Raw genomic sequence first — 25,907 nt, forward strand, 5'->3', positions numbered from 1 at the left:
AAACTTACTTTTACTATAAAATTACTGAATTATATTAGCTTTAGTAACAATTTTAGCCAGTTCCCCTATAAGACTCTTGTAGTAATTCCCTTCGAAATGATGAGGTCCAAAAGTATCCTTATGATCAACACTTGACAGAAAATTATATTTTCTCAAATCAATTACTTTTACATTAGGCGCTTTAGATAGAAAATAATTGTTCATTTTATCCCAAATATTATTATAATAATTTAATTGAGTATTAGTATATTTCTTTTCTTTAATGAAGCTTTTAATTTCTTTATTTTTATCATAGTAATCCTTAGCCAAACCGCCCCAAACGAGAATAACTTTATTTAATTCAGTTATTTTCTCTAATTCCACAATAAATTGATCACATGATTTCTTCCACTTTTCCCAAAAGAGTGGATTTCTATAATCAAATTGTTCGGTTTCCCTTAAAATTTTATTTTTCAAATAAGCTGTTTGATGGATAGTCCCATTTTGAACGATAAATGTCCCATCTTGAAATCTTCTAGTACCATGGATAGCATCCACAAAAAAGTCAACTAGGATATACTCCACTTTCGCTTCCTTAAGTTCTTTAAATGTTATTTTTTCGTATTCTCTTCTTATATTTATAAGCTCTTTTTCTTTTACTTCAGGAAACTGATTTTTATTAAACTCAATTGGGTCACTACATAAACTAATTAAAGAAGGCCAGAAATGAGAAAAATCAACATTAAAAAACAATTTATAATCAGGATTATAATAATCGTCTTTGCTACTAAACGCTAAACGGGTAAAACAAGAACCAATAACCCCTAATTTAATTGGCTGTTCATTAATCGGATTAATTATTATATTAAACCCTTTATCTGAATCAAATGTTATTCTAACATTCTGAGTTAGTAGATTCGATTTTATTCTTGGGTTATATAATAGTTTATAGATTCTAGTTTTATCTGTAATTAAAACTTGGTATTTCTGGATTTGATTTGTTTCAATATCTTCAAAAATCTCAGATAGATTTACTGAAATAACACTATAATCATTTTCACCATTAATTTGAATTTCTTTATACGGGATTAAATCTAAATCATTCGAAATTTTATTTTCTCTAAAAATAATACATTTTATATCGTCTAAATTACTTAGAAGTTCATCTTTAATACATACCCGAAGAGAATTGTCATTTAAAGCAACAGAGTCTACCAAAATGCTCTGATATACTTTTTCTACACGAATTGATAATCCATTCGATACAGTCCAGTACGGCTTAAATTTTTCATTATCGTTGACCTTTATTTCACTTAATTGATAATCATCTATTTTTTTCACATCTGACTCTAGCGTTATTCCATTTTCTTGCACTTCTACAATAAAATCTATAACATTTACGTTCTCATCATAAGTAAAGAGATTTAATTGATTATAATCCAGACTAAAAAGATTATTACTTAATTTTTCTAGTGGTAAACTTTGTGTATAAATTAAGGTATCCTTAAATACCCGTTTTTTCACAAGAACATTTTCAACAATTACAGGCTCCTCTATATTTTGTATTTTAGAAGAAACTGCAAGGATTATTTGTCTATTATGATTATCAATACTTAAATAATCTATAACATTTTTAATCATTCTCTTATTTATTACAAATGCTAATTCACCTTTACCCCTACCAATAAAACTTAGATTTGCAAGTTTATTTAAACTTTTATTACCAAGTTCTTTCAAATGTTTTTTTATTTTTTCATTCGTAAATAAATCATAATAATTTTCATTCTCATCTTTAATATTAAGAAAGATGATTTGCCTTTTTGGGTTTATGATTTTAAAAAATGTTATCATATCCGTTATATTAATTTTAACTTCGTATAATTCATGATTATTGATTACATCGATTTCCATTTGCTCCTCATATGCATATAGTAAAAATCTTTCAGAGTCTCGAATTCTTAATTCTAATTTAAGGTTCTCAAATTTCTCCTTAGCAGAGAAGCTTATTTTGATAAACTTATCTACTACATCGATATTTTCTACTTGAAACAAAGATTATCCCTCCAATTACAACTAAATATGTTTCCTTTGTAATAAAACTTTTATATTGACAACTAAAGCAAAAGTAAGTTTATTTTTCCCCATTAAACGCCAAACAAATCTTAAAAACTCATTATTCTTGGACATTTTTAAAATTTCATGTTTACCTTTCTTTTTCTTCAATATTCCTTTCCTATCTTCAATACTTGAATAAATTCTTTCAGTATTATTTTTATCTACAAATTCAAAATACATATTTCTTTTTTGTGCATAAAGGTATTTCTCCGCAAAATTATTATCTGCATAATCGTTAATTAAGGTTATTAATTCTGGAAGTCCAAATACTCGATCCCCGAAAAGTTCATTTTCCATATCAATATAGCTACCTTGATATTTTATATAATCCTCATAATCAAAATGGTAAAAAATAATTGGTTTTTTTTGATAATACATGTCCCAAGCAACGCTCGAATAATCAGTAACCAACAAGGAAGCATTCATTAATAATTCATTTAGTCTTTCCTCGCCAAATTGATAAACTCTCATTCTCTCATTTGGACTACTAAACTTATTAATGTAAGCCTTAAATTTAGGATGAATGTAAAAATTTAATTCTATATCATATTTTATTAATATACGTTCTAATTCTGGGGAATTTAATAGGGCAACATAATATCTGTAATAATCTGAATCGATAAATTTCTCTTCAGGTATATCATCCATCCACGATCTCCAAGTAGGCATTAACAATATAGATTTTTTCCCAACTGATTTGTTATTTAATTGATCCCAACGACTCAAACCAGTTATTATTATTTCTTCCTCTTTATATCCAAAAGTGTTTTTCACTATTTCTTTTTCAAATTGTGAAGAAACTACAAATAAGTCAACTGCATTTGAACTAGTCTTTTTATAAATATGGTCTATTTTTTTAAGTCCTATTACACCATGTTGTAAAAAAACTATTTTTTTATTTTTTAATATTTGTTTAATTTTACCTTTTTGAGCCCGTATGTTATAAACATGACCTTTGGATTCAGAGGAAACAAGTAATTTTGCAGAAAATATATACAGCATATATTTAAAGCTCATATATTCTACTACTTTATCTTCCATTCCTATCAGGTTTTTATAATCTGGAGAATCCTTTTTTATAATGTAATAAAAATTTCTTTTTTTATTATCTTCATAACAATTTTTGAAAAAGAAATAAGCATTATCCTGTGCACCTTCTGAGAATTTTTCATAAGCAATCCATATTTCTTTACGATCGAAATACCATTTCATCAATATATAAATATAATACGCAATACTTTCTTTAAACCTATATATCTGTTTTTCGTATTCTTCTTTTTCTTTATAAATTAGAGCTATTGTATTTACGGCTGTGATGTAGGGGTAAACCCAATAACCATTTTGAAAATCAAAAGACAGTCCACTAGTATTTCGATTAATACTTCTTTTCACATTAAATGTTGGATTTTTGATTCTTAAATAATATTCTTCTTCATTCATCTCAAGTAAAAGATAAAAATCCCAATAATAATTTTCAAATAGAACTTGGGAAATATCTATATTAAAATCAACAAATGATTTATTGGATCTTTTTCTTTCGAAAACTGAAAATTCATATTTTATTTGTTCATTTTTATTTCTATAAATTAAAAGTAATGATTTAATTTTATATGACTCAATTTCCGGTAATTCCAACTTTATTTTCCCATGAATATTGTTCTTTTTCATATGAAATTTGTACAAACTCATATGAAAATTCACTTTTTCATTAGTTAAATTGATTTGTTGATTTATAACTATAGAAAGCCCATTATTTGTAGTGAAATAAGGTGTTATTAAATTGGTACCTGATGTTGATATAGAAGAATAATACCTTTCATGTTTAGCCTGAATTTCTTTATTAAATATTCCTAACCTATACTCATTAATCAAGTTTGATTCATCATTTTCTTCAACAATATAAAAATCCCATCTAGATACCATCTGACAAAATTTATGATTAAAGTTATTCAGATTTAATACTATGAGACCATTTTTCTTAGCTTTATTGTCTGATAGATATTCTATCCATTCTATTTTTGATTTTCGCTCACGTATTACCAACTTTAGTTTGTCTAATTTTTTCATGTAAATTTCATCTATCTGAAAAGATATTAATTGATTATCGATATTTAGAATAAAATTGCTAATAACAATCTTACCTTTTACAACCCTATAACTTTCTTTTATTTCTTTTAAACCTTTCTTCATAGGGAGTAGTAATTTATTATCATTTAAATTTCTCACTCTTAATCCATTCCTTTAACTTATTTGATTATCAGACAGGAAGCGATTGATTTTTGAAACATGGCAACCTGTCTCAATAATTAATCAAATAAAAATTTGAATTTCTTGATATGTGAGATAACAAATATAATAATCTCCATCCTATCAAATCAATAAATTCCAATATATAAAATCTAAAGTCTAACAATCATCTTTAACAAATTTTAATAGATATAATTAGTGTGGATAAGGAAATTATTTTCCCCAAATAGTAATTACTTTTTTATTCGCCCTTTAATTTTAATTGCTTCTTCTTATCCATTATCGCTTTAAAAGTTCTTTTACTATTATTTTTGTCAACATATTTAAAATATTTGCTTCTTAATTTCCCGAACTCTTCCTTTTCCTTGAAATTTCTCTGATTGTATTCTTTTATAATATTTACTAATTGCTTAACATCAAATACTCTGTCTCCGAACAGATCTGTTTCCATATTTAAATAGCTGCCTTGAAAATTATTATAATCATCAATATCAAACTGGTAAAAAACAACTGGTTTTTTCATATAAAACATTTCCCAAGCAACACTAGAATAATCCGTAATAAGCATTGAGGATTTCATTAATAATTCATTAACTTTCTCTTCTCCATACTGATAAATTTTCACATTATTTGAACTTGCTTTAAATTTATCTATATAGCTTTTAAATTTTGGATGAATATAGAATTGTAATTTAATGTTACTGTTATCTAGTAATGTATTTAATTCTTTTGAGTTCAAAAAACCAATATACTTTTTATAATATTCTGTTTCAATAAATTTATCTTCAGATAAATCATCCATCCACGTTCGCCATGTAGGCATTAAGAAGATAACCTTTTCTTCGCCAGATTTGTCTTCTAATACATCCCATCGACAAAAACCAGTGGTTATGATTTCTTCATTACTGTATCCAAAGTAATTTTTAATAATGCTTTTTTCATAGTCAGAAGTAGCAACAAAAAGATCAACTGCATGTGAAGTATTTTTATTAAACACATAGTCTACTCTTTTTAATGCTGTTACACCATGTTGTAAAAATACCTGTTTTTTCTGTTTTAAAGTTTTTTTCAGTCTACCCTTTTCAATTCGTATATCATACGAATGCCCTTTTGATTCCGAGGATACTAATAATTCAGATGCATACATATAAAGCATGTATTTAAAGCTCATAAACTTCAATACTCTATTTTCCATATATTTTAAATTTGTGTAATCCGGAGAATCTTTCTTGATAATATAGTAGAAATTTTCTTTCTTATTATTTTCATAACAATATTTGAAGAAATAGTATCCATTATCCTGAGCGCCTTCAGAAAATTTCTCATAGGCCAACCAGATACCTTTTCTATCAAAATACTTTTTAAATAATCTATAGGTAAAATATGCCAAATTTTCTTTGACTTTATATAAAGATGCCTCGTGCTTCTCTTTTTCTTTATATCCGATTGCCAAAGTATTGACCGATGTAATGTATGGATAAACTAAAAATCCATTTTCTAAAGTGTATGAATACCTGATAACTTTTTTATCAATCGATTCTTTTACCTTTTTAGTAGGATTTTTAATTTTTATTGGATATTCCGTTCCGTTTATTTTAATTATTACGTACATATCCCAATAATAATTTTCTAACTCTAATGGTAGTAAATCAATCGAAAAGGATATGGTCGATTGATCATTGTTCTTCTTCGTTTCATTTGCTTGGAACTTGTATTCTTTGACTTCTATTTTGTCCCTGTATTTTAGCATTACAGATGTGGCATCAAATGAATTACATTCGAACAATTTCAGATTTACCTCACCACTAATTACATGCCCCTTCATTTTGAATTTGGTTAAGGACATATCAGCTTTTATTTTTTCAGAAAATAGACCAATCTCCGGTCTTATTACAATTGAAAGTTCATTTTTTGTTGTTAAATAGGGCGTAACTGCATTCGCAGTATCCGTATATATGCAATCGAAAAATCTTTCATAAGCTGGCTTAACTGGCGAGCTAAAATATCCTAATTTATTAATTTCAATGATATCTCCCCCAGTGACTTCTAAAAATAAATCCCAGCGAGAGGTAACTGTTTTAAACTCATTAACAAAGGAGTTTAAGTTTGCGTTTACGTATATTATTTCCTCTTTATATTGATACTCTAATTCTTTTCTCCATTCCTGTTTAGTTTTTCTATTTTTCAATAGTAACGTAATTTGATGATCCTTATAGTAAGGTAGATTACTTATTTCGAACTTGATATCATTTCCTGAAACCTCAAAATTATTTATAGTTGTAAAACCTTCTATTTTTTTATAAACTTCTCGTTTATAAATTGTATCGTCACCACATAAAAAGGCTAATTCATTTTTTCCTGATATGTATGTTATTAAGCTGAGATCTTGATTTATTACTATAGGTTTACTATGTCTTTGCAAAGGGGATTCAACCCATTCACCTTCTTTTTTGACTTGACTGATTATTACACTTTCTTCTTGATAAAATTTCACATACAAAAACCATCTTTGATTTTGTTTAAATAAGTCACAATCAAAAGATTTTCCCAAATCAATATTTATTTCATTTTTAGATTGATCAAAAGATGCTTCCGCTTCATTTAATGTTATCATTTCTGAATTTTTATTATTTTTAATTACAATAGAATAATTTGTATAACAATTTGTATCATTATTCTCATTTAAATAAATTTTAAGTTTTTTTTGCTGTAATACAAAATGATTAATATACAAAACATCGTGATCAATTGTATATAATTCTTTATCAATTGTTAGGTCATTACCAACTAGGAAGGTTAATTCTCCTTTACTAGTAACATATGGAACTACTTTTTTTGTTTTATTAACTTCAACTGCTTGGAAATACCTCTCAGGTTTTTCTATATTATTAGGAAGGTTCAGCCCAACTCTGTATTTTTTTACTATATTCCCTGTTTTTGTTAATAAATAAAAATTATATCTAACCCCTACATTTAAATCCCTGATGTTTTCCAGGTCAAACTTAAGTATCAGAGGATTAACATTAATAACATCAAATTGGATTGCTTCGTTTTTTTGGGTCTTTGAGTTTTGAAGAATCACAAACATGGGAATTTCACTATAAAAAATATTCTCTTTAAAAGAGGCAACTATCTCATTATGTTGTACATTTAAATCATTTAACGTTGTTTTATCATATACTTCTTCACAAAAGCTATTAAAAATTTCTGCTGCATCACCATATAATAACGCTAGCCCATTTTTCTTTGTCAAATAAGGTACTGCTACTCTATTTGAGCTTAATTTATAAAAAGTTGGTAGATACTTGTTTATTCGTGTTTTTAAATCCACCGTTTTATTTGTGAGGTTAATCTTTTTATCTTCTATCGCTAAATAAAAATCAATAATATTTTTATATTTATTATCATAATTAACAGTTTCCAAATCCAATTTAATAATGATTGCATCATCATTCTTTAATTCTATCCTGGGTATAATTCTTTTTTCTTCTTTAGATTCACGGTTTACTGATATTATTTCTATTGTTTCTATAGGAAGATTTCTCTTTTCAACAACAATATCCAAGAAGTTTTCTCTTAATGTATATGATAAAATTTCCAACGCTTTCACTTTCAAATATCACTCTCTCTTTTAATTATTAATATTCATTATAAATATTTTTTTCAAAAACAACTTTCTATTACGTCTAACAAACTAAAATTTTTTTTATATTATTAATCAGCGGGTATCGAACTAAATTTCATCTACGAAAATCTATTGATTTTATTCGGAAATGGAAAATATATATGAATCTCTTATAACTTTTGTGACCTTCACAGGTATAAATCTGTTCGTTTGTCATGAATATCCGTTAAATTTTTAAGGATGCCGATTTAAGATATCTTTTTATTGTTTAAAAAAATGTTCTGTACATCTCATTTAATTAACTCTTTTTGCTTTCTTTCGTAAAAAACGTCTTCGAAGTCCTAAACGACTAATCTGAAGTTAGTTTTCCACAATTTAATGGAATTTTTTTCATTTTATTAGTTTAGTAAATTTTATATGTTTAGGCACTTTAGATATCTTAACTTTTTCATTAATGTTCACATTATAATCAAGCAAATGCTCATACTTTAACTTAAGTAGGAGGTCTCTTCACTCCTAACTTATTATGTAAGAAAAACCCTTTAGAGGATAAGAGGTCATTACTCATACCACCGCAGCCAATTAACCAATACAACACTGTTAGGTATAACATGTTCATTTATATTTGTTAAGGAATTATAAAACCTCAAGTTGTTTTTTTAACATTTCTTCCATAAAATCTATGATTTCTTCCTTTAATTCCTTATGTTGCAGCGCAAATTCAATGGTAGTTTTTACAAAGCCATCTACAACTCCGACATCATGTCTTTTCCCTTCAAAATCATAGGCAAATACTGATTGAATTTCGTTTAGTTTTTGAATGGCATCAGTTAACTGAATTTCACCTCCAGCACCAGTTTCATGCTTAGCTAAAAAGTGAAATATTTCTGGGGTTAAAATATATCTCCCCATAATGGCTAAATTAGATGGAGCTGTTCCTTGTTCTGGTTTTTCAACAAAGTTATTAACTTCGTACCTTCTACCATCTTGAGTAAGCGGGTCAATGATACCATACCTATGCGTTTCGCTTTCATTAACGGATTGTACGCCAATAATAGACGAACCTGTCGCATCATATTCATTTATTAATTGACGCAATGAAGGTACCTCGCTTTGAACGATATCATCACCTAAAAGTACGGCAAATGGTTCATCTCCAATAAAATTACGGGCGCACCAGATAGCATGTCCAAGGCCTCTCGGCTCTTTCTGCCTAATGTAATGGATATTGGCTAAATTAGATGGATATTGTACTTTCTCCAATAAATCAAATTTTCCATGATCCCTCAAATTATTCTCTAGCTCATAGGCATTATCGAAGTGATCTTCTATCGCACGTTTATTCTTTCCTGTGACAATAATAATATCTTCAATGCCTGATTTCACAGCTTCTTCTATAATATATTGAATAGTTGGTTTATCCACTATTGGTAGCATTTCTTTTGGCATTGCCTTTGTAGCAGGTAAAAAGCGTGTTCCCAATCCCGCTGCAGGGTATAATTGCCTTTTGTACTTTTTTCATTAATCTGTAGCTCCTTTATATTTTAAAAAATGTAAAATAAAAAAACCTCTCAACAATTATGTTGAAGTTTTATTAATCAAATGGATACCTCTTATAATTTTAAAAAAATTCATATAGGTAATTAACTAATTATTTTTCCAGTATTTATAATGAATTGAAAAAACACTAAAAATTTCATAATTACATTATTGATAGTAACATAGACTCATTTTTTGTAAATATTTTAGCCTACATTCAATAATATTTGTAATTATTAATATTTTAAGGTAATTTCATATTTTGATGATGCCTTTTACTAGCATTTCTCCTCATAGCTTCTTAGTATAACTACGGTGGAAGTGAACCTAATCCATCAGATTTTGATTTTTTCAATTCATTAGAATAGGTAATACCAGTAAATTGGTAGCAAAGAACGTGGCTCTAGAGGGTAAAAAGGACGTATCATCCAGATATATATTGACATACTACATGGTAGTAATCCCAAAACAAAAAGGAGTATCGAGGATTTTCCTTTGATGAGGATATTATTGATAGTGTAGACAAAAGGAAAAAGCTAGAATTAGTAATCCAAGCACTGAATTTGTCCAATGGCGGTATTCGCCAGTACAAGTCGACTCTATTATAGAATGGAAGAATATTGATTTACTTGTAAATATAAATACACCTATAATATATTCAATCTTTGCCATTCCTTGTTAGTCAGGTACGTTCACCCTTTTTATTTTATTGGATATCCCTGACTTATTAGGCGATATTCTGAGATGCTCTCATTCTCTATTCTAGATAATCAAAGAGTTAAGTTTCCTTCGAATATTGTCACTGCATTTCCAGAAAGTTTAACTATATCTTCTACTACTTCAACCTTTATTACGCCCCCTCTTTCTGACGCTTGATAAGCTTGAAAAATATTTTTGTTCAGCTTACTTTTCCAATATGGCCCTAAACAACAATGTGCAGATCCTGTTACATAATCTTCGTTAAGGCCTTGGGCAGGAGAAAAGAAACGAGAAACAAAGTCATATTCACTCGAATCTGATTGACTCGTTACAATGATGCCGCGAATCGGTAACTGAGCAATTAAGTCTATATCGGGATTTAAGTTTCTTACGATTTCTTCTGATTGAACTTCAATTAGGTAATCCCATTTGTTTTGACCAACATAAGTAGGATCAACGCCTAAAGCCTTAATTAGTAAGTCAGGAGCAATAGCCTCCTTCTCCATTAATGACGGAAATTCCAACTGTACCATTCCATCTACCAATTTTGATGTAAGAACTCCACTTTTCGTTTGATAGACAATCGGTTTATTCTTTTGTACGTATCCTTTTCCCCATAAAAAGAAAGAACTTGCTAGCGTTCCGTGACCGCAAATAGGTATTTCAATAGAAGGAGTAAACCATCGTAAATTACATTCATTTTTATTAAGAGTAATAAACGCAGTAACAGGTAAATTAGTCTCTTTAGCTACCTTTTGCATCCACTCCGGATCCTTTTCCTCACTAAGCAAACAAACAGCAGCTGGGTTCCCTCTAAACGGTTGGTCTGTAAATGTATCGATAATAGTTAATTCCATCAAGTAAGCCTCCGGTAAAAAGTATTGTTAGCTACATATTTCGACTCCAAAGATCACAATCCCTTTGTAAACCTTACTCAAAATTTTGGTTAGTTGTACTAGGATGCTTAAACACCTTCTCCAACTTCGTTAACACATTACCACTTTCATCTTTTCACAAAAAATCCTTCTACCAGTGGTATCGGCATAAGCTGCTCGTTATTGACTACTTTAATAAAATAATAGAAACACTTATTTGGCAATTCAGCTTCAAAAGGCAAAAACAAAAAAATAATATTTTTTTCAAACCGTTTTGAGGTTTGTCTCGTTACCTATAGTACAAAGGATTTTTCCTGAAAGGAGAGAAGAAAGACGTGAAGAAAATTTTTTTTGTTGTTGGTTTGATATCAATAATGATTGTCGTGTTAGGATTTTCAACCGAAACGGATTCTAAACAGGGTCTAGCTGTCAACGACGTCGTAAAAGTATACGGCCCAGGTGGACCTCTTGGACCAATCAAGGAATTGGCGGATCAGTTTACTAACGAAACGGGAATAAAAGTTGAAGTAACTGCAGGACCCGAAGCAAAATGGATTGATCAAGCCAAACAGGATGCCGACATTATTTACGGAGGGTCCGAGTATATGCTGACTGATTTTATGCTTAATCATCCGGGTATCATTAATGAAAAAACCCGTACAGAATTGTATTCACGTGCAGCCGGAATTTTGGTTAGAAAGGGAAACCCCAAGAATATACATTCTTTAGAGGATTTAACGAAGAGAGGCGTAGAGATTATAGATGTTAATGGAGCTGGACAACTGGGACTATGGGAGGATTTAGCAGGAAGAAAAGGGCTTATTCCTGGAATTAGTAGCAATATTGTTATTTCAGTAAAATCTAGCGCAGAAGCAATCGATTTATGGAAGGCAAATTCTAAATACGACGCCTGGATTACGTATGAATCCTGGCATTACCGTCTGTCAGACGTGACAGAACTGGTTCAGCTTCCTGAAGAAGATAAGCTCTATAGAGGAACTCCAGTAAGTATAACAAGCAAGACCAACAACAAAAAAGAAGCAAAACAATTTATTAATTATCTAAAATCTGATACATCCCATCAAGTGTTTCAAAAGTGGGGATGGAAATAAATAAGTGAGGAGTGGGATTATATGAAAAAATGGATGTTTATTTTAATGACTTTTACAATGGTGTTGGTTTTGGGAGCATGTGGAAATGACGCTAAAGATTCTATTACGAAGGATCAAGTGGTGAATAGCACAGCTGATGATACCGCCGATAGCCTGAAATCATTGGAGAGTGGAACAACGAGCGAGTACCTGGCTGATTCCAAAGGAATGACACTGTATTATTTCAAAAAGGATGAATCCGGAAAAAGCAATTGTGCTGGTGAATGTTTAGAAAATTGGCCGCCGTTCATGGCAAAGGATTTCAATGTGCCAAAGGGCTTTGACAAAAAAGATTTTGGAATAATTAAAAGAGAAGACACTGGGACAGAGCAAGTAACTTACAAAGGATTTCCGCTTTACTATTTTGTAAAGGATAAACAAGTGGGAGATGTCAATGGTGAAGGTGTGAAAGATGTTTGGTATATTGTAAATAATGAAACAGTTTTTCCAAAATAAGAAAATATAGGGAACGATCAAATAAAAGTGATCGTTCCTGTTGTTTGTTTTCCAAATTTACTTGGTGAGGAGTTGCAGGTGCGATTGGAAGAAAAACTTGATAAAGAATTAATGGCATTAGTAAAGAATAAGTATCGTCCTGCTCTGGAAGAACTTTATGACCGGTATATTAAATTAATCTATGGCTTTATTTTTAAATTCACAAATGGAAATGAAGAAAAAACAAAAGAGATTGTGCAGTTAGTTTTTTTAAAGCTTTGGACGACAAAAAGCAGTTATAACCCCGAAAAGGGAAACTTTGTGAATTGGCTTTTGACTGTTACACGGAATGTATGCGTGGATTATGTTCGTAAAGACAGTATTCATATTCGGAATAACAAACAAATGGATCTGAGCAAGCCCATTGATATAGAAGATCCGAATAATGATATAGAAAATGGACTTATAAACAGTGAAATTGCCAAAGCAAAAAATAAGTTAAGCAAGCCGCAAAAAAGACTAATAGATTTACTATATTGGAAAGGCTATTCGCTAACGGAAATTGCCAAAATTGAAAATGAACCGATTGGGACCATCAAGAGCAGACTACATCAGTCTCTCAAGCAGTTGAAAAAATATTTGGAAGTAGGTGATTTGTAAATGAGTATAGAATGCGATAACCTGCTTTCATTTTTATCAGATGAGCTGGAAGAAAAAGAAAAAAAGGCATTCGCGGAACACTTAATCCACTGCCCCGAATGCACCAGGGAGTATGATCAAATGACGGAAGCCTGGAATTCATTGAAGTGGGATTTCGAAGAATTTGCCCCCCCTTCTTCCCTAAAATCGGAAGTTATGAATTTTGTATTTGAGAGTAATCCTGAAATTCCTGTGCGAAAGGTGAAGAAATGGAGCAGTTTTTTCCGGAAACAGTTTACTCCTATTACTTCAGGGCTCTTGCTAGCCACTCTAGTTTTGGTGATTGTTCTGTTAAATTCCAATGTGCAACTAAAAAAAGAACTCTCAGCTATCAATCTGCCTGTAGAGGTTGAAACGACTCTTTCTTTACAGCCTGCTGATAAGACGGCTGTAAATATGAATACTGACGGAGTTGCATATGTTTTGCAACAAGGTGAAGAAAGAAGATTAGTCGTACAGATTCAGAATTTGCCTACTCTTAAAGAGTCAGAGGTTTATCAAGTATGGCTGCTGAATAAAGGCGAACGGGCTAATGCAGGAACTTTCAAGCCTGATGAAGCTGGCACAGGATTGTTGACATACAAGCTTATATTAAATGATAAATTCAATCAAATCGGCATCACAAAAGAACCAGACCCAAATGGTACACAGCCGAGAGGTAAAAAGATAGTTGGATCTTCATGACAATGAGAGACTTGCCTACATGGGGAGTCTCTTTTTTGGGATATTTTTCAGACCATACCTAAAGGAGTTTAATCATCCAATTGGCAGTTTCGATATTGTTCGATAAAATCGCAAATGCTAAAGAAAGTACATATCGGATATGTACTTTCTTTTTTTATACTATTGAACTAAGTTGACGAACACCATAGAAGAATGGCTATTCATCTACTACGTTGTTCCTTTCATACAAAGAAACAGCTGCTTAAAGGTCCTTCAACCTTTTTAAAGTATAAACTAAATACTCCCAGTTATTTATTGCTGAAGGGATACTTAGGTGTTCATCAGGTGTATGTACGGCAAACATATCCGGCCCGATTGAAACAGCATCTAATCCTGGTATCTTATCTATGAAAACCCCACACTCGATCCCTGCATGCACAGCAATGATTTCAATCTCGTTATTATACTTTTCATTATATGTTTGTTCAAATAATTTCTTGAGCTTCGATTCAGGATTATATGGCCATTCCGGATAATCCGCATCTATTAATAGTTCACATCCAAGCATTTCCGCTAACACTTTTGCCTGAGTAACCATATTGTATTTCATGCTTTTGACCGAACTTCTGATTTCACTTTCGAATTTCATTTCTGTATCCGTTGTTGTTACGACCCCTAAATTCGTCGAGCTCTCAACCAATCCTTCTATTCCCATATTCATCCCCTGAACACCATGTGGGATTAACAGTAAGGATGTAATGGCTTTACGCACCGTTTCTTTGGACAAAACTTTTGTAGAGGCGCTATCGCTTTTTTCAAATCCAATCCATACTTCTGGGTCGGAAGATTGTAGTTCATTTTTAAACGTTTCATCCCACTGCTGGATTTTCTCAGCAATCTTCTGAACATCGTCTAAATGAATCAGAACACTTGCCTCTGCTTCGCGAGGAATCGCATTTCCTTTTAGACCTCCACTAATTTGCTGTACAGAGCAAGGGAATTCTGTTGTTAAATCCTGTAACAATCTACCCAATAGTTTATTGGAATTCCCTCTTTCCTTATTGATTGATATACCAGAGTGACCGCCTTTTAACCCTCTAATACTGATACGGTATGTTACTTCAGTATTTGACGCAGGTTCCCATATAATAGGAAGGATTTGCCTAACGCGTATTCCTCCTGCACTGCTAACTAGCAGCTTCCCATCTTCTTCTGAATCAATATTAATCAAAATTTTACCCTCAAAGTGAGATGCATCAACATCAAGAGCGCCATTCATTGTCGTTTCTTCTTCAGTAGTGATAACTACTTCAAGAGAAGGATGCGGAATATCATTTGAATCTAATAAAGCTAAAGCATAAGCAACTGCAATTCCGTTATCCGCCCCTAATGTTGTACCCGTAGCATACAACATGTCCCCTATAATCCTTAATTGAAGAGGATCTTTCTCAAAATCATGAATAGTATCCTTATTCTTTTCGCAAACCATATCCATATGCCCCTGGATAATTACGGTGGGAGCACTATTATAACCAGCTGTAGCGGGCTTTTTTATTATGACATTTAATGTTTTATCCTGTACTACCTCCAGGTTTCGATCTCTTGCAAAGCGAACCAGATAGTCACTAATCTCTTTCTCATTACCTGACCCTCTTGGGATATTGGATATCTCCTCAAAGTAATGAAACACTGGATGACTTGTTAACTCTGCTAAATTGCTATACATAGGATACACCCTCTCATTTAACTTATTTGTTATGCCCAAATTCAATATCTCCATCAACTTTTTAATCATATGTATCTTTTTCTTCACAAAATCATATTATCCTTTTCATTTTTCCAGAATGGAACGCAACCACTTTTGTAAACAATGGATACAGGATGTAACCAAGGTAAACGCCAATCATATTCAATATAAGGTCATCAACATCCAAACTTCCTCGTCGAAAAACATACTGACAGATTTCAATGCTCAAGATCGAGAAAAATGGATAAAGAAATTTCCGAAAAGAGGACAACTCTTTCCCCTCCCTGGACATCAAGTACAGCCCAAATGGAATAAACAATCCTACATTGGCGCTAAGGTTATAAAAAGACACAAGCCAGTTAGTTTCGTTCGACAAATAAGAAAGAATCGTAGAAAAAGGGATAAAATTATACGAATAATCCTGCCCATTCGGTCGAAAGAACAGCAAAACCAATAATGAAAAACTGTATCCAATCATACCTGCCTGCCACCAAAACCGAGGAAGCATGACCGTTTCACCTCGAAACAAAAGAACCAGCATCGAGACAACAACCAAGATACAAACCCACACAACCACGATAACCAAAGGATTCAAATATAAAAGGAGCTGAAGAAAAACAGACAGCCCACACAAAAACAAAGCTTGCGATAACAAAAGGGAAAGAATAAAGGATTTTAGTGACATGTATTTTTCTCTCCCTTCTATTTCCTTCCAAAAGTAACTCATATCTTTTTATCCTAGGACATCTTGTACAAGGCGTCAACAAACTATATGAAAAAGAGACAGAACATAAAATTCTCTCTCTTTTTCCGTTTATATAGAAAACTCTTAGTATACTAAGAGTCGCTAATATGAATGTATGATAGTAAACAACCAATTAAATAAAAGGAAGCAGCTTCACAACAGAAGTTAAAAATGCGGAGAACATATGATGGCTATTATCTGACATAAAAAATCCTCCTCTATTCGCAAAATTACTAGGGTCTATTGAACTCCTGTCTACTTGTCTGGGTCACATTAAGGGTAAGTTATAATCTGTTCAACTTTATCAAGAGTAAGCGCATTACTTGGTATAAATTGAGCAGTTAATTGATAGTCACCTTTTGAAAGTAACTTCGAATTAACCTTTATTGTATACTCCCAAGTATCTCCTTTATTAAATTCTTTTTTGTGTTTTTCGGTCGGTTGAGATTCAATAGTAATAATATTGCCCTCTTTAATTGGACTATCAGTTAATGTGTGGAATTCTACGTCTATTTCATTACCTGTGCCAAATAGCAGATTAAAATTATTATATGTATTATTGGTAATTTTATAAGTAAAACTCTCGTAGTCTTTGGTTTTTAATTGATGTTCAATGGATTGTTTGACGTTAAGATCCATTCTGTTGTTCTTTTTGTCACTTTGAGCTATATAGTCAAAATATAAAAAGACGATAAGAAGAATAGCAACAATACATAAAACTAACTTTTTCATATATAACCCTCCGCAAAGTTTCATAATGTTCATGTAGAAATTCCGTTCTTTTAATTTTGAGCTTGTACATCCCCACTAAATCATCTTCCTGAATAACGTATATGTGGCTCTTCCCTCATCCTACTTCTACCATTATTTTCGTTAGGTAATTTTCGTAACCCTTTACTGAGACTTCATCTAACATATACTCTTCGTATGAAAACGTTTTGAGGTTCAAGTTTTGACTTTGCATAAAGTTTACTATTTTTTCATATGTTTCGGAAATACTCTTATAACTCCCTTTATGATAGGCAACAATATATTGTCCCTTGGGCTTTACATATGTAAAAGAGCTCGCATGATTGTCCATAACTTTCGTGTACAAATATGAATAGTTATCATGGTCTCCTTGAACTATCTTTTCTTTGTTTATCATGGCCCCAATAGGGAAACCCGTATAAAACTTATTTCTATTACAGTAATCGATAAATTTAGATGTTGATCTTAAAAAATCAGCATCAGAAGAATTCAAGATGGGATCACTAAGGAAAAGTTGTTCTTCCTCCTGAAATTCTAATGTGATTTGAGAATAATCAATACGTATCGCTTTTTCAGTGAGGGATATTTTCGTTTCAATAATCTTCTGTATTCGATTAAGATTATCTATTTTTTTTCTAATTCTATGGATTTTTCTTTAAAAAGGTTAATTAATTCTATAGGTGATCTGTTAGTAAGAAACCATTTAATCTCTTTCAAGGGCATTTTAACTTCTTTTAAAAGTGTGATGACAGAAAAAACTTCAAATTGTTGATAGGAGTAATACCGATAGCCTTTTTCATTTTTTATATCAGGAGAAAAAAGCCCAATCTCATCATAGTGAATTAGCGTTTGTTTTTTTACATTACATAGTTTGGCGAATTCTCCAGTAGTAAAATATTTGCCTGAATTTCCATCGACCAATACAATCTCTCCCTTGACTATATGGTAACCATATACCTTAGGCTATTAGTATATCATGTTAACAAAACGGCTAAACATGAGGGAAAATGAGGAAGGATTAATATTATGACCATCACTATTAATGAAGTCACGAACGAAAATGTAAATGATATTTTAAAATTGGGAATAAACACAAAGCAAAAATCGTTTATTGAAACGACAGAACAATGTTTAGAAGAAGCCATGGAGTGTAAATATTATAAGCCAGTGGGACTTTATTCAGACAATAGCTTGGTCGGTTTTGCTATGTATGGATTTTTTCCCGAAGAAGGGAAAAATGGAAGAGTGTGGTTAGATCGTTTTTTAATTGATGCTAGATATCAAGGTCTTGGGCTTGGAAGTATTATGTTAAAAGCTTTAATACAACGATTAACTAAAGAATATAATTGTAATGAAATCTATTTAAGTGTAGTTGAAGATAATCAAGCTGCACTTCACTTGTATAAGAAATTTAACTTTACATTCAATGGTGAATTAGATATTAACAAAGAAAAGATCATGGTTAAAAAAGTATAATACATCAGAATGGTATAAATAGATATACATGTAACATGCCACCTAATTGGTGGCATTCTATCTTGATAAACAACTTGTTTTATTGATCAAGAATTTCATGCAAATAATCATCATGTCCTCTAACCAATTCTACTTCGCCCAACATAGATACCCAAAAGAATCGGAACGTTAAACCAGACTCTGCCCCACCACCTGTGGGATTATATGTCCATCCTTCTCGCGTCTCATGAACGGTTATTTTATAAAAATAACGCTCATGTATTGCCCCATCATCGCATTTCCATCGATCCTGTATAATTAATTGCTCTACATTAAAATTCATTAAACCTGTTTCTTCCCTAATTTCACGAATAACTGCATAATAAGGATCTTCTTCTGCTTCTACTGTACCTTTTGGTATCTGTATCCCAGCCTCTTTAATAGGATGTTGAAATACTAATACTTGTGGTTTTCCCTCTTTGATTCGTGTTATATATCCATAAGCCTTTTTTATAGCGGCCATTACACACCACCTTTTAAATTGAAGAATTAGATAAACTTCAATTAGATTTTTTGTTTTTTCTTGGTTTCCATTGCAGACCAAAAGCTTATAAATCTTTTGCCTCCACACTTTTAACGGAATAATATCTGCTCTTAGAAGGCTTCATACTGAGTATAAATAACAAAATTGTAAGAGCAAACATGCTTATTGACCCGGTAATGACTACGAACTGAATCGAAATGAACTGGGCTGAAACTCCCACAATTGTTGTCGTAATAATAATCAAACATGCTTCTAACAAGCCAAATACACTTCCGACTCTTCCCATAATCTCAACTGGTATATTGTTTTGATAAAATGTTTGGTAGCCTGTATTGGCAAAAGCCAGCGAAAAGGCAATGATAAAAAATCCTAACGCGGCAATCGAAAAGGAACTTGAAAAGGAATAGATTATATAACCTACCGAAACAAATAAAGAGCCTAAGCCAATTAGAAAGGATATTTGTATTTTACTCACAATCATTGTATTTACTAGAGCCCCTGCAATTATACCTGCCCCGGCTATACTTACAAGGAATCCGTAATCTGTGTCAGTTAAAAAAAGCACGGCTTTTGCAAAGGCTGCCTCTTGTGAATCTATAGCTGTTGCCATTACCATCATGCAGCTAAATAAAAAGTATATAAACATAATATAAGAGTATTGTCGACTGAAATTCAGGACAATCGCCCAATCTTGTTTTATTATTTTCCAAGAAAGGTAACTATCGGATTGCTCAAGGGAACGATCCTTTTCAAGATTAGGCATAAATAAAGTTATGATTCCTGATAAAAATAATGCTACTGCGTTAATATAGATGGCTAAAATGGGTGTACCGATTAAAAAAAGGATGCCCGCTATCGCTGGACCAATTAAGAAAGCCCCAGAATCTATTAAGCTTCTAAGTGAGTTAAATCGTTTTCTCTGTTCAATGGGTATTAATTTTGTTATATAAGACCTTGATGTTGTTCCAAACATAGCCCCTGCCATATTAATCACAAAGACAACCGAATATATTACCCAAATAGAAGAAGTCAATGGCAGCAAAGCTATGAATACCGCTCGAAATAGGTCAAGTGCCACCATTAGATTCCGCTTATTTATTCGGTCAATAACGCTGCCAGCCCATACATTCGTGAATAACGCAGCTATCGGTTTAACAATATAAAGTCCAGCTACGGCAAGCGCTGAGTTAGTCAAATCCAATACGATTAAATTAAGTGCAATAAAATAAACCCAAGCACCAAAGTTTGAAATTCCTATTCCAAGTAATAATATCGAAGGGTATTTCCAAGATAATAATAGATTTTTGAATTTCATCTTTTCTCCTTATAGTTGTATTGAATTTTATTAAAAAATAGAAAAATCTCGTCTCCAAGACATACATCTTGAGGACGAGATTAAAAGTCGTGGTTCCACATCTGTTTATTAATATGTCACCATATTAACCTTATTAGGTACGGCACATAATAAAAATGCGAATACCTTAGCTCTATAACGGAAGCTCCCGTCACACTTTTCCCCAAAACATAAGGTTCCAAAGTGAAGCTCAAAGGCTTGCTTCAATAAAAAACTCTTACTCCTTTTTAGCTAACAGAGCTCTCTAAAGAGTTAATCTTATCTTCATTGCACCCTAGTCTGAATTAACTAAACATTAACATTTTTAGACTAATATTGTAAACAAAGTCCCGGAATCCTCCCAAATACTTTTCGGAATATTCTCTTTACACCATTAAGTGATTAAAGAAAGAATTCATACTTATCTCAGCAAGTATGCTTGGCACTAACTAAGTTATGAGGTATTTTAGATTTGAAGTCTCACATATTCACCCCTGTACTTTATCTTCAGTAGCGAACTTATAATGATAACAAGTATGATACAACTCTTCTAATTCTTGTTTAGTTGGGACCCTCGGGTTATTAGCAGGGCTCCCGCTATCTATGGCGTCTCTTGCCATTTTACTGACTGAGAGATTAAATTTCTCCTCTTCTATTCCCCATCCTTCAAGATTAGGAATGTTCAGCTTTTGGCAAAGACCCTTAACAGATTCTACCGCAACCAAAGCTGCCCTTTCTATAGAAAGGTTTTTATATTCAGTTTTAAAAATTCTCCCCAAATCCGCCAACCGTTCCATACAGGCTTCCTTGCTGAATTCTAATACCGCTGGCAATAGCATGGCATTCGAGTATCCATGAGGTACATGGAACAAAGCTCCAATTGGTCTCGACATTCCATGAACTAAACAAACGGATGAATTCGAGAATGCTATCCCTGCTTGAAGGGCTCCTAATGACATCTTTTCACGGGCATCTATGTTATCCCCATCATCGTAAGCGTTTTCAATATTCTCCACAATCAATCTCATCGCGGACAGAGCCATTGTGTCTGTCATTGGGTGAGACCGTTTTGATAAATAGGCCTCAACCGCATGACTTAATGCATCCACACCCGTCGCAGCTGTTATATGTGGTGGAGAAGAAACTGTCAGCAATGGATCGACAATGGCGACTAAAGGCATAAAATTCGGCTGTTTAATCATCATCTTCACATCATCATCGGTGTTGGTAATAACAGTAGCATCCGTCGCTTCTGAACCAGTTCCAGCAGTTGTTGGAATAGCAATGTGCGGTATTGCCGCTTTGTCTGCTATTTTTCTTCCGCCCATATATTCTCCAATATATCCACCATTCGTGGCCAGGACAGCAATTGCTTTCCCAGTATCAATACAGCTTCCTCCACCAAGGGAAATGATTAGATCACATGACTCCTTTTCAAAAAGTTCTAATGATTCTTCCACATATTGGTCTGTTGGTTCTGAATCAACTCCAAGATAAACTGCACTTGCTACTCCGTTGTCATGAAGATACTGACAACATTGATTGACACAACCGAGTCGGCTCATTACCTTATCACTTATAATGAGTGCTTTCTTCCCACATAATGCCGCTTCCGCTCCCACTTTCTCAAAAGATTTCCTCCCATATATAATAGTCTGTGGCATTCTGAAAAATTCAAATCCCTTCACTTGATAATCCCCCTTTTGTTTTCATACAAATAAATAAAACAAAAACCAATACCGCACATCCTTATTGAAAAGCACTGAAGAGAGTTCCAGTATCCCTGTAGAAAACATACAGAGCCTTGCATCCGAAATGCTTGACCCTGGAAGATATCGTTCTCCATTACCTTAAAGTAAAAGAAAATGAAAAGGCAGCTGACATAACAAATTTAGTAAATTACCAATGTACTAATTGATTCTGCTTCTTGTTTTATATTTAAGATAATACCAAGTTTTTTATCTATCATCTGATTAACGCTTGAATACATATGCATCTCTGCTAGTGAATACAATGTAATAAATCTTTTTCACTAGGGGCGAAGAGATGTCTAATAATCAGTTAACGACTCAACAAATGATTAGCATTATTAAAAATGGTCTTAAAAAGTCGCAAGTTCCCAAGAATATTACTATTGTGGGCGCAGGACTAGCAGGACTGGTTGCATCTTCTCTTTTGAAGAATGCAGGGCACAGCGTCACCATCCTTGAAGCAAATAACAGGGTGGGCGGACGCGCCTATACAATACACTCTCCCTTTAGCAATGGGCTTTATTTAAACCTAGGTCCAATGCGCATTCCTGAAGGTCATTTTTTGACATTAGAGTATATTAAAAAATTCGGACTAACCGTAAACCAGTTTATTAACCGAACTCCAATGGATATTCTTTATCTCAATGGTATCAAAACACGTCTTAACATTTTTGAACGGTCTCCTGGTATTCTAAACTTTCCCGTTGCCCCGAATGAAAGAGATAAAAGCGCAGAGATGCTGATGAATTTAGCTACACAGCCCATTCTCGATTTTATTAAACAAGATCCAAAGAGAAATTGGAATCTCGTAGAAAAAGAATTTAAAAACTACTCACTAGGAACTTTCTTAAACACTTACCATTATCAATATGGAACGACTTTTTCAGATGGCGCGGTCGATATGATCGGTTTACTCCTTGACTACGAAGCATATATGGGGATGTCATTTGTTGAAGTTTTGCGAGAAGCGGCGTCCTTTGGAGCAAATCGTTACTATGAGATAACCGGTGGTATGGATCTGCTTCCAAGGGCATTTCTTCCACAATTAAAAGATGTCATTATGTTCTATCAAAGGATGACGAAAATTGTCCAACATAACAACCGTGTAACCATCCATTCCACCCACCCGCACACCCTAGAGGATTCCACCATAACTGGTGATCTTGCCATCATAACTATTCCCTTTTCAGTGTTACAATTTGTGAAAGTTGAACCATACCATTCTTTTTCCTATTATAAACGGAGAGCAATTCGTGAACTGAACTATATGAGCGCAACAAAAATCGGAATCCAGTTTAAAAGCAGGTTTTGGGAAAGGCACCACCAATATGGTGGTAAATCCATAACTGACCTTCCGATTCGATTCACTTATTACCCAAGTCAGGGGATTGGTACAAAAGGTCCTGCTGTGGTTTTGGCAAGCTATACATGGGCGGATGAGGCTTTAATATGGAACGGTCTATCAAACGAAGAGCGCATTCAATATGCTTTAAAGAACTTAGCTGAAATTTATGGAGACCAAGTCTATTCTGAGTTTGTATCAGGAACTTCCTTTAGTTGGGTCGATAATGAGTATTCTTCTGGAGGTTTCGCTGCTTTTGAACCGGGTCAGGAAACCGAGTTGTATCCTTATATCCCTACACCTGAAGGAAGAGTGCACTTTGCCGGTGAACATACTACTCTTACTCACGCTTGGATGCAAGGGGCGATTGAATCTGGAATACGGGTTGCATACGAAGTGAATGACTTGCCAAAATAAAACAGAAAAAAAGGTAAATCAGATGTTTACATAGGGACTTCACATGTTTCCTAAAAAATTTCATAGAGTCCTAAGTTTATTACCATTTAGGTCATTGGATAAAGATGTATTTAAGACTATTATTGGAGTAAACGAGCAAAAAGTCAATAACTTCCAAGCGACAAACTATCTAAAAAATGTATATTAAGTAAAAGTATTGTCGCCCTAGTGATTACCACATGTCTTAGAGAATAATCCAGGGCGAGGTTTCCCCCGCCCCGACTGGATCTGATTTCCAATTTCCTTACGACTCATTGTTCGCTAATGCATAATTTGCCAATGACACACTACCTTTAACTTCTTGTTTATTAGCAGAGTAATCGAAAATGCTTTTATCTTTGTAAATTCTTTCCCGTTAGTCACTAGTGGATAATGTTTCCCACGTTGCATATTTACATAAGCCAATGAATCTATAAATCCTTTTTATTACTTCTCTTCTTTAAAATTTGTAAATGGTTTGTGAAAATATACACTACCATATGACATATACTCTAACTTCCTCATAATATCGAAAACTGATGAGGAAAAAGTTATGCCTTATATCTTATGGATCAAGGTAATCTTCCATGATTTTTTACTCATTTCCTTTAGAGCCATTTTCGATATCACATTCTCTATTACATCCAAATCTTTTAAGCTTTTTTGAATATTTCCATCCCAATATTTAATACACGCAAAAAAAACTCATTCAATATAAATGAGTTTGAAAATATAACGCAATATGGATGTTAAGCTTCAGATTGCCTGATTAACGCAGGAATTTAAATAGTTGAAATACTGAAAAAGGACATAATGAGTGAATTATTATTCAATATGCTTGACCCTCTACTAACTTTTAATGTTCAATTATTTTCATGATCCAGTTAATAAGGACCTATGAATTCAGATGATATTACCTTTGAAAAAAAAATTTATCAATGGATTCTTTTTCTTATCTGTTATCCTTAACTCATTCATTATTATTTGATCCTCATGATCGGCTATCCATTTCCTTAGTGCATCTTTATCCTGGCATTGAGTTAAATACGTCTGTCCACCTTTACCTGTAGCGTTAACAACATATCTATTAAACGTCTTCTCCATACTTGCCCGCCTTTTTTATATAATGTATTAAAATTTCAAAATACGAATTCAATAAACTTTGAGATTTTCTGTATCTAATTCCAAAAGGAAATACCATATATTTATTTATTAGAAACATAAAATTACTGGATGTTATTTTTCAAATTTATCGAACCTATCATAATGTCCCAACTAATTTTTGTCAATAAGTTTTTAATATGTAAAAAAAACGTAAATTTTCTGTTTTGTTCTAGCAAATTTTTTTTACAATTTAGGGGTTTACAACTAGTAAATGATGGGAGTAGAATACGTTTATCAATTTAATGCATTTCGGCCTAAACTCAAGTAAATTGATTACGGAGGAACCAATCATTTGGGGTTAATTCTGCCTTGCAGAAAGGATGAGATCAGCTCTTTCGCCATCCTACCCGTCAGCTAACTTCGTCGGCTAAAGCGAAGGAGGTCATAAGACCGCCTATTTCAGGGGCTTTTTTGTTTGCTTTTCTGTAACAAAATAGCAGCCAGATGTTATGTAGGTCTTTTTATTATGCTTTAAAAAAGGATTTCCAAAGAGAATTACCTAAGCTTGATTAAGGATAATGAATACCTTTTTTCACAAATAAAAGGGCTTGTGCAGAATGGGCGCATGTATAGCAAAAGGAACTTGGTCTATTGATTGTTTATCTAGATGGATG

At 32.6% G+C, this 25,907-nt stretch carries 19 protein-coding genes, 1 pseudogene and 1 riboswitch; of the genes and pseudogenes, 6 read left to right on the forward strand and 14 right to left on the reverse strand.

Going from position 1 to position 25,907, the window contains the following annotated elements; genetic code table 11:
- Positions 1 to 21: 21 nt before the first annotated feature.
- From JFV29_RS23945 to JFV29_RS23965, 5 genes and pseudogenes are all read right to left on the reverse strand, one after another.
- A complete protein-coding gene (locus tag JFV29_RS23945; protein ID WP_201186804.1) occupies positions 22 to 2,031 on the reverse strand; it encodes a DUF6270 domain-containing protein in 2,010 nt (669 codons plus the stop codon).
- A gap of 21 nt (positions 2,032 to 2,052) precedes the next feature.
- Entirely contained in the window at positions 2,053 to 4,284 is a 2,232-nt protein-coding gene (locus tag JFV29_RS23950; RefSeq protein WP_207205172.1) for a CDP-glycerol glycerophosphotransferase family protein, read from the reverse strand.
- A gap of 298 nt (positions 4,285 to 4,582) precedes the next feature.
- Entirely contained in the window at positions 4,583 to 7,951 is a 3,369-nt protein-coding gene (locus JFV29_RS23955; protein WP_342366599.1) for a CDP-glycerol glycerophosphotransferase family protein, read from the reverse strand.
- Between the two features lie 651 nt (positions 7,952 to 8,602).
- A pseudogene (gene galU, locus JFV29_RS23960) lies at positions 8,603 to 9,488 on the reverse strand (UTP--glucose-1-phosphate uridylyltransferase GalU).
- 787 nt (positions 9,489 to 10,275) lie between these two features.
- The gene (locus JFV29_RS23965; RefSeq protein WP_201186811.1) at positions 10,276 to 11,061 is read right to left on the reverse strand and encodes a PhzF family phenazine biosynthesis protein; all 786 of its coding nucleotides are present in this window, start codon (positions 11,059 to 11,061) and stop codon (positions 10,276 to 10,278) included.
- Positions 11,062 to 11,414: 353 nt separating this feature from the next.
- On the opposite strand from JFV29_RS23965, the gene JFV29_RS23970 reads away from it, so the two are divergent.
- The 4 genes from JFV29_RS23970 (at position 11,415) to JFV29_RS23985 (ending at position 14,048) form a co-directional block, all read left to right on the forward strand.
- Complete coding sequence (locus JFV29_RS23970; protein ID WP_201186813.1) at positions 11,415 to 12,191, forward strand: extracellular solute-binding protein; 777 nt, start codon at positions 11,415 to 11,417, stop codon at positions 12,189 to 12,191.
- Between the two features lie 21 nt (positions 12,192 to 12,212).
- Positions 12,213 to 12,686: a COG4315 family predicted lipoprotein gene (locus tag JFV29_RS23975; protein WP_201186815.1), complete on the forward strand. Its 474-nt coding sequence runs from the start codon at positions 12,213 to 12,215 to the stop codon at positions 12,684 to 12,686.
- A gap of 84 nt (positions 12,687 to 12,770) precedes the next feature.
- Positions 12,771 to 13,325, forward strand: coding sequence for an RNA polymerase sigma factor (locus JFV29_RS23980; RefSeq protein ID WP_190270797.1), 555 nt, complete (start codon positions 12,771 to 12,773; stop codon positions 13,323 to 13,325).
- Positions 13,326 to 14,048: an anti-sigma factor gene (locus JFV29_RS23985; protein WP_201186819.1), complete on the forward strand. Its 723-nt coding sequence runs from the start codon at positions 13,326 to 13,328 to the stop codon at positions 14,046 to 14,048.
- Between the two features lie 241 nt (positions 14,049 to 14,289).
- Here the strand turns inward: JFV29_RS23985 and JFV29_RS23990 are convergent, their stop codons facing one another.
- The 5 genes from JFV29_RS23990 to JFV29_RS24010 form a co-directional block, all read right to left on the reverse strand.
- Positions 14,290 to 15,753 carry an aminoacyl-histidine dipeptidase gene (locus tag JFV29_RS23990; RefSeq protein WP_201186821.1) on the reverse strand — a complete coding sequence of 488 codons (1,464 nt, stop codon included), beginning with the start codon at positions 15,751 to 15,753 and terminating at the stop codon, positions 14,290 to 14,292.
- 91 nt (positions 15,754 to 15,844) lie between these two features.
- Positions 15,845 to 16,501 (reverse strand): VanZ family protein, encoded by a 657-nt coding sequence (locus tag JFV29_RS23995; protein ID WP_201186824.1) that lies wholly within the window; start codon positions 16,499 to 16,501, stop codon positions 15,845 to 15,847.
- 291 nt (positions 16,502 to 16,792) lie between these two features.
- On the reverse strand, positions 16,793 to 17,251 hold the full coding sequence (locus tag JFV29_RS24000) for a hypothetical protein (protein ID WP_201186825.1): 459 nt from the start codon (positions 17,249 to 17,251) through the stop codon (positions 16,793 to 16,795).
- A 115-nt stretch (positions 17,252 to 17,366) separates the two neighbouring features.
- A complete protein-coding gene (locus JFV29_RS24005; RefSeq protein ID WP_201186827.1) occupies positions 17,367 to 17,762 on the reverse strand; it encodes a GyrI-like domain-containing protein in 396 nt (131 codons plus the stop codon).
- Between the two features lie 131 nt (positions 17,763 to 17,893).
- The gene (locus tag JFV29_RS24010) at positions 17,894 to 18,190 is read right to left on the reverse strand and encodes a MerR family transcriptional regulator (protein WP_201186828.1); all 297 of its coding nucleotides are present in this window, start codon (positions 18,188 to 18,190) and stop codon (positions 17,894 to 17,896) included.
- Between the two features lie 105 nt (positions 18,191 to 18,295).
- On the opposite strand from JFV29_RS24010, the gene JFV29_RS24015 reads away from it, so the two are divergent.
- Complete coding sequence (locus JFV29_RS24015; RefSeq protein ID WP_201186829.1) at positions 18,296 to 18,745, forward strand: GNAT family N-acetyltransferase; 450 nt, start codon at positions 18,296 to 18,298, stop codon at positions 18,743 to 18,745.
- Between the two features lie 79 nt (positions 18,746 to 18,824).
- Here JFV29_RS24015 and JFV29_RS24020 read toward each other — a convergent pair whose 3' ends face one another.
- From JFV29_RS24020 to JFV29_RS24030, 3 genes are all read right to left on the reverse strand, one after another.
- Positions 18,825 to 19,247, reverse strand: a complete 423-nt coding sequence (locus tag JFV29_RS24020; protein WP_201186832.1) for an NUDIX hydrolase — start codon at positions 19,245 to 19,247, stop codon at positions 18,825 to 18,827.
- 85 nt (positions 19,248 to 19,332) lie between these two features.
- A complete protein-coding gene (locus tag JFV29_RS24025) occupies positions 19,333 to 20,583 on the reverse strand; it encodes an MFS transporter (protein WP_201186834.1) in 1,251 nt (416 codons plus the stop codon).
- Between the two features lie 506 nt (positions 20,584 to 21,089).
- Positions 21,090 to 22,265, reverse strand: a complete 1,176-nt coding sequence (locus JFV29_RS24030) for an iron-containing alcohol dehydrogenase (protein ID WP_201188066.1) — start codon at positions 22,263 to 22,265, stop codon at positions 21,090 to 21,092.
- 382 nt (positions 22,266 to 22,647) lie between these two features.
- Between JFV29_RS24030 and JFV29_RS24035 the strand changes: the two genes are divergently transcribed.
- On the forward strand, positions 22,648 to 24,111 hold the full coding sequence (locus tag JFV29_RS24035) for a flavin monoamine oxidase family protein (RefSeq protein WP_242486937.1): 1,464 nt from the start codon (positions 22,648 to 22,650) through the stop codon (positions 24,109 to 24,111).
- A gap of 921 nt (positions 24,112 to 25,032) precedes the next feature.
- Here the strand turns inward: JFV29_RS24035 and JFV29_RS24040 are convergent.
- Positions 25,033 to 25,233 carry a hypothetical protein gene (locus JFV29_RS24040; protein ID WP_053347787.1) on the reverse strand — a complete coding sequence of 67 codons (201 nt, stop codon included), beginning with the start codon at positions 25,231 to 25,233 and terminating at the stop codon, positions 25,033 to 25,035.
- Positions 25,234 to 25,534: 301 nt separating this feature from the next.
- A riboswitch (cyclic di-AMP (ydaO/yuaA leader) is annotated at positions 25,535 to 25,677 on the forward strand.
- Positions 25,678 to 25,907 lie beyond the last annotated feature (230 nt).

This window comes from Peribacillus sp. TH16, from assembly GCF_016651095.1.
Taxonomy (GTDB): Bacteria; Bacillota; Bacilli; order Bacillales; family DSM-1321; genus Peribacillus; species Peribacillus butanolivorans.

Bases quoted from the DNA above. Each gene is read 5' to 3' on its own strand.
- JFV29_RS23990 (WP_201186821.1), bottom strand. From the start codon at position 15,753: ATGTATAGCAATTTAGCAGAGTTAACAAGTCATCCAGTGTTTCATTAC.
- JFV29_RS24000 (WP_201186825.1), bottom strand. From the start codon at position 17,251: ATGAAAAAGTTAGTTTTATGTATTGTTGCTATTCTTCTTATCGTCTTT.
- JFV29_RS24040 (WP_053347787.1), bottom strand. From the start codon at position 25,233: ATGGAGAAGACGTTTAATAGATATGTTGTTAACGCTACAGGTAAAGGT.
- JFV29_RS23995 (WP_201186824.1), bottom strand. From the start codon at position 16,501: ATGAGTTACTTTTGGAAGGAAATAGAAGGGAGAGAAAAATACATGTCA.
- JFV29_RS23985 (WP_201186819.1), top strand. From the start codon at position 13,326: ATGAGTATAGAATGCGATAACCTGCTTTCATTTTTATCAGATGAGCTG.
- JFV29_RS23950 (WP_207205172.1), bottom strand. From the start codon at position 4,284: ATGAAGAAAGGTTTAAAAGAAATAAAAGAAAGTTATAGGGTTGTAAAA.
- JFV29_RS24025 (WP_201186834.1), bottom strand. From the start codon at position 20,583: ATGAAATTCAAAAATCTATTATTATCTTGGAAATACCCTTCGATATTA.
- JFV29_RS23965 (WP_201186811.1), bottom strand. From the start codon at position 11,061: ATGGAATTAACTATTATCGATACATTTACAGACCAACCGTTTAGAGGG.
- JFV29_RS24035 (WP_242486937.1), top strand. From the start codon at position 22,648: ATGTCTAATAATCAGTTAACGACTCAACAAATGATTAGCATTATTAAA.
- JFV29_RS24015 (WP_201186829.1), top strand. From the start codon at position 18,296: ATGACCATCACTATTAATGAAGTCACGAACGAAAATGTAAATGATATT.
- JFV29_RS24030 (WP_201188066.1), bottom strand. From the start codon at position 22,265: ATGCCACAGACTATTATATATGGGAGGAAATCTTTTGAGAAAGTGGGA.
- JFV29_RS23975 (WP_201186815.1), top strand. From the start codon at position 12,213: ATGAAAAAATGGATGTTTATTTTAATGACTTTTACAATGGTGTTGGTT.
- JFV29_RS24020 (WP_201186832.1), bottom strand. From the start codon at position 19,247: ATGGCCGCTATAAAAAAGGCTTATGGATATATAACACGAATCAAAGAG.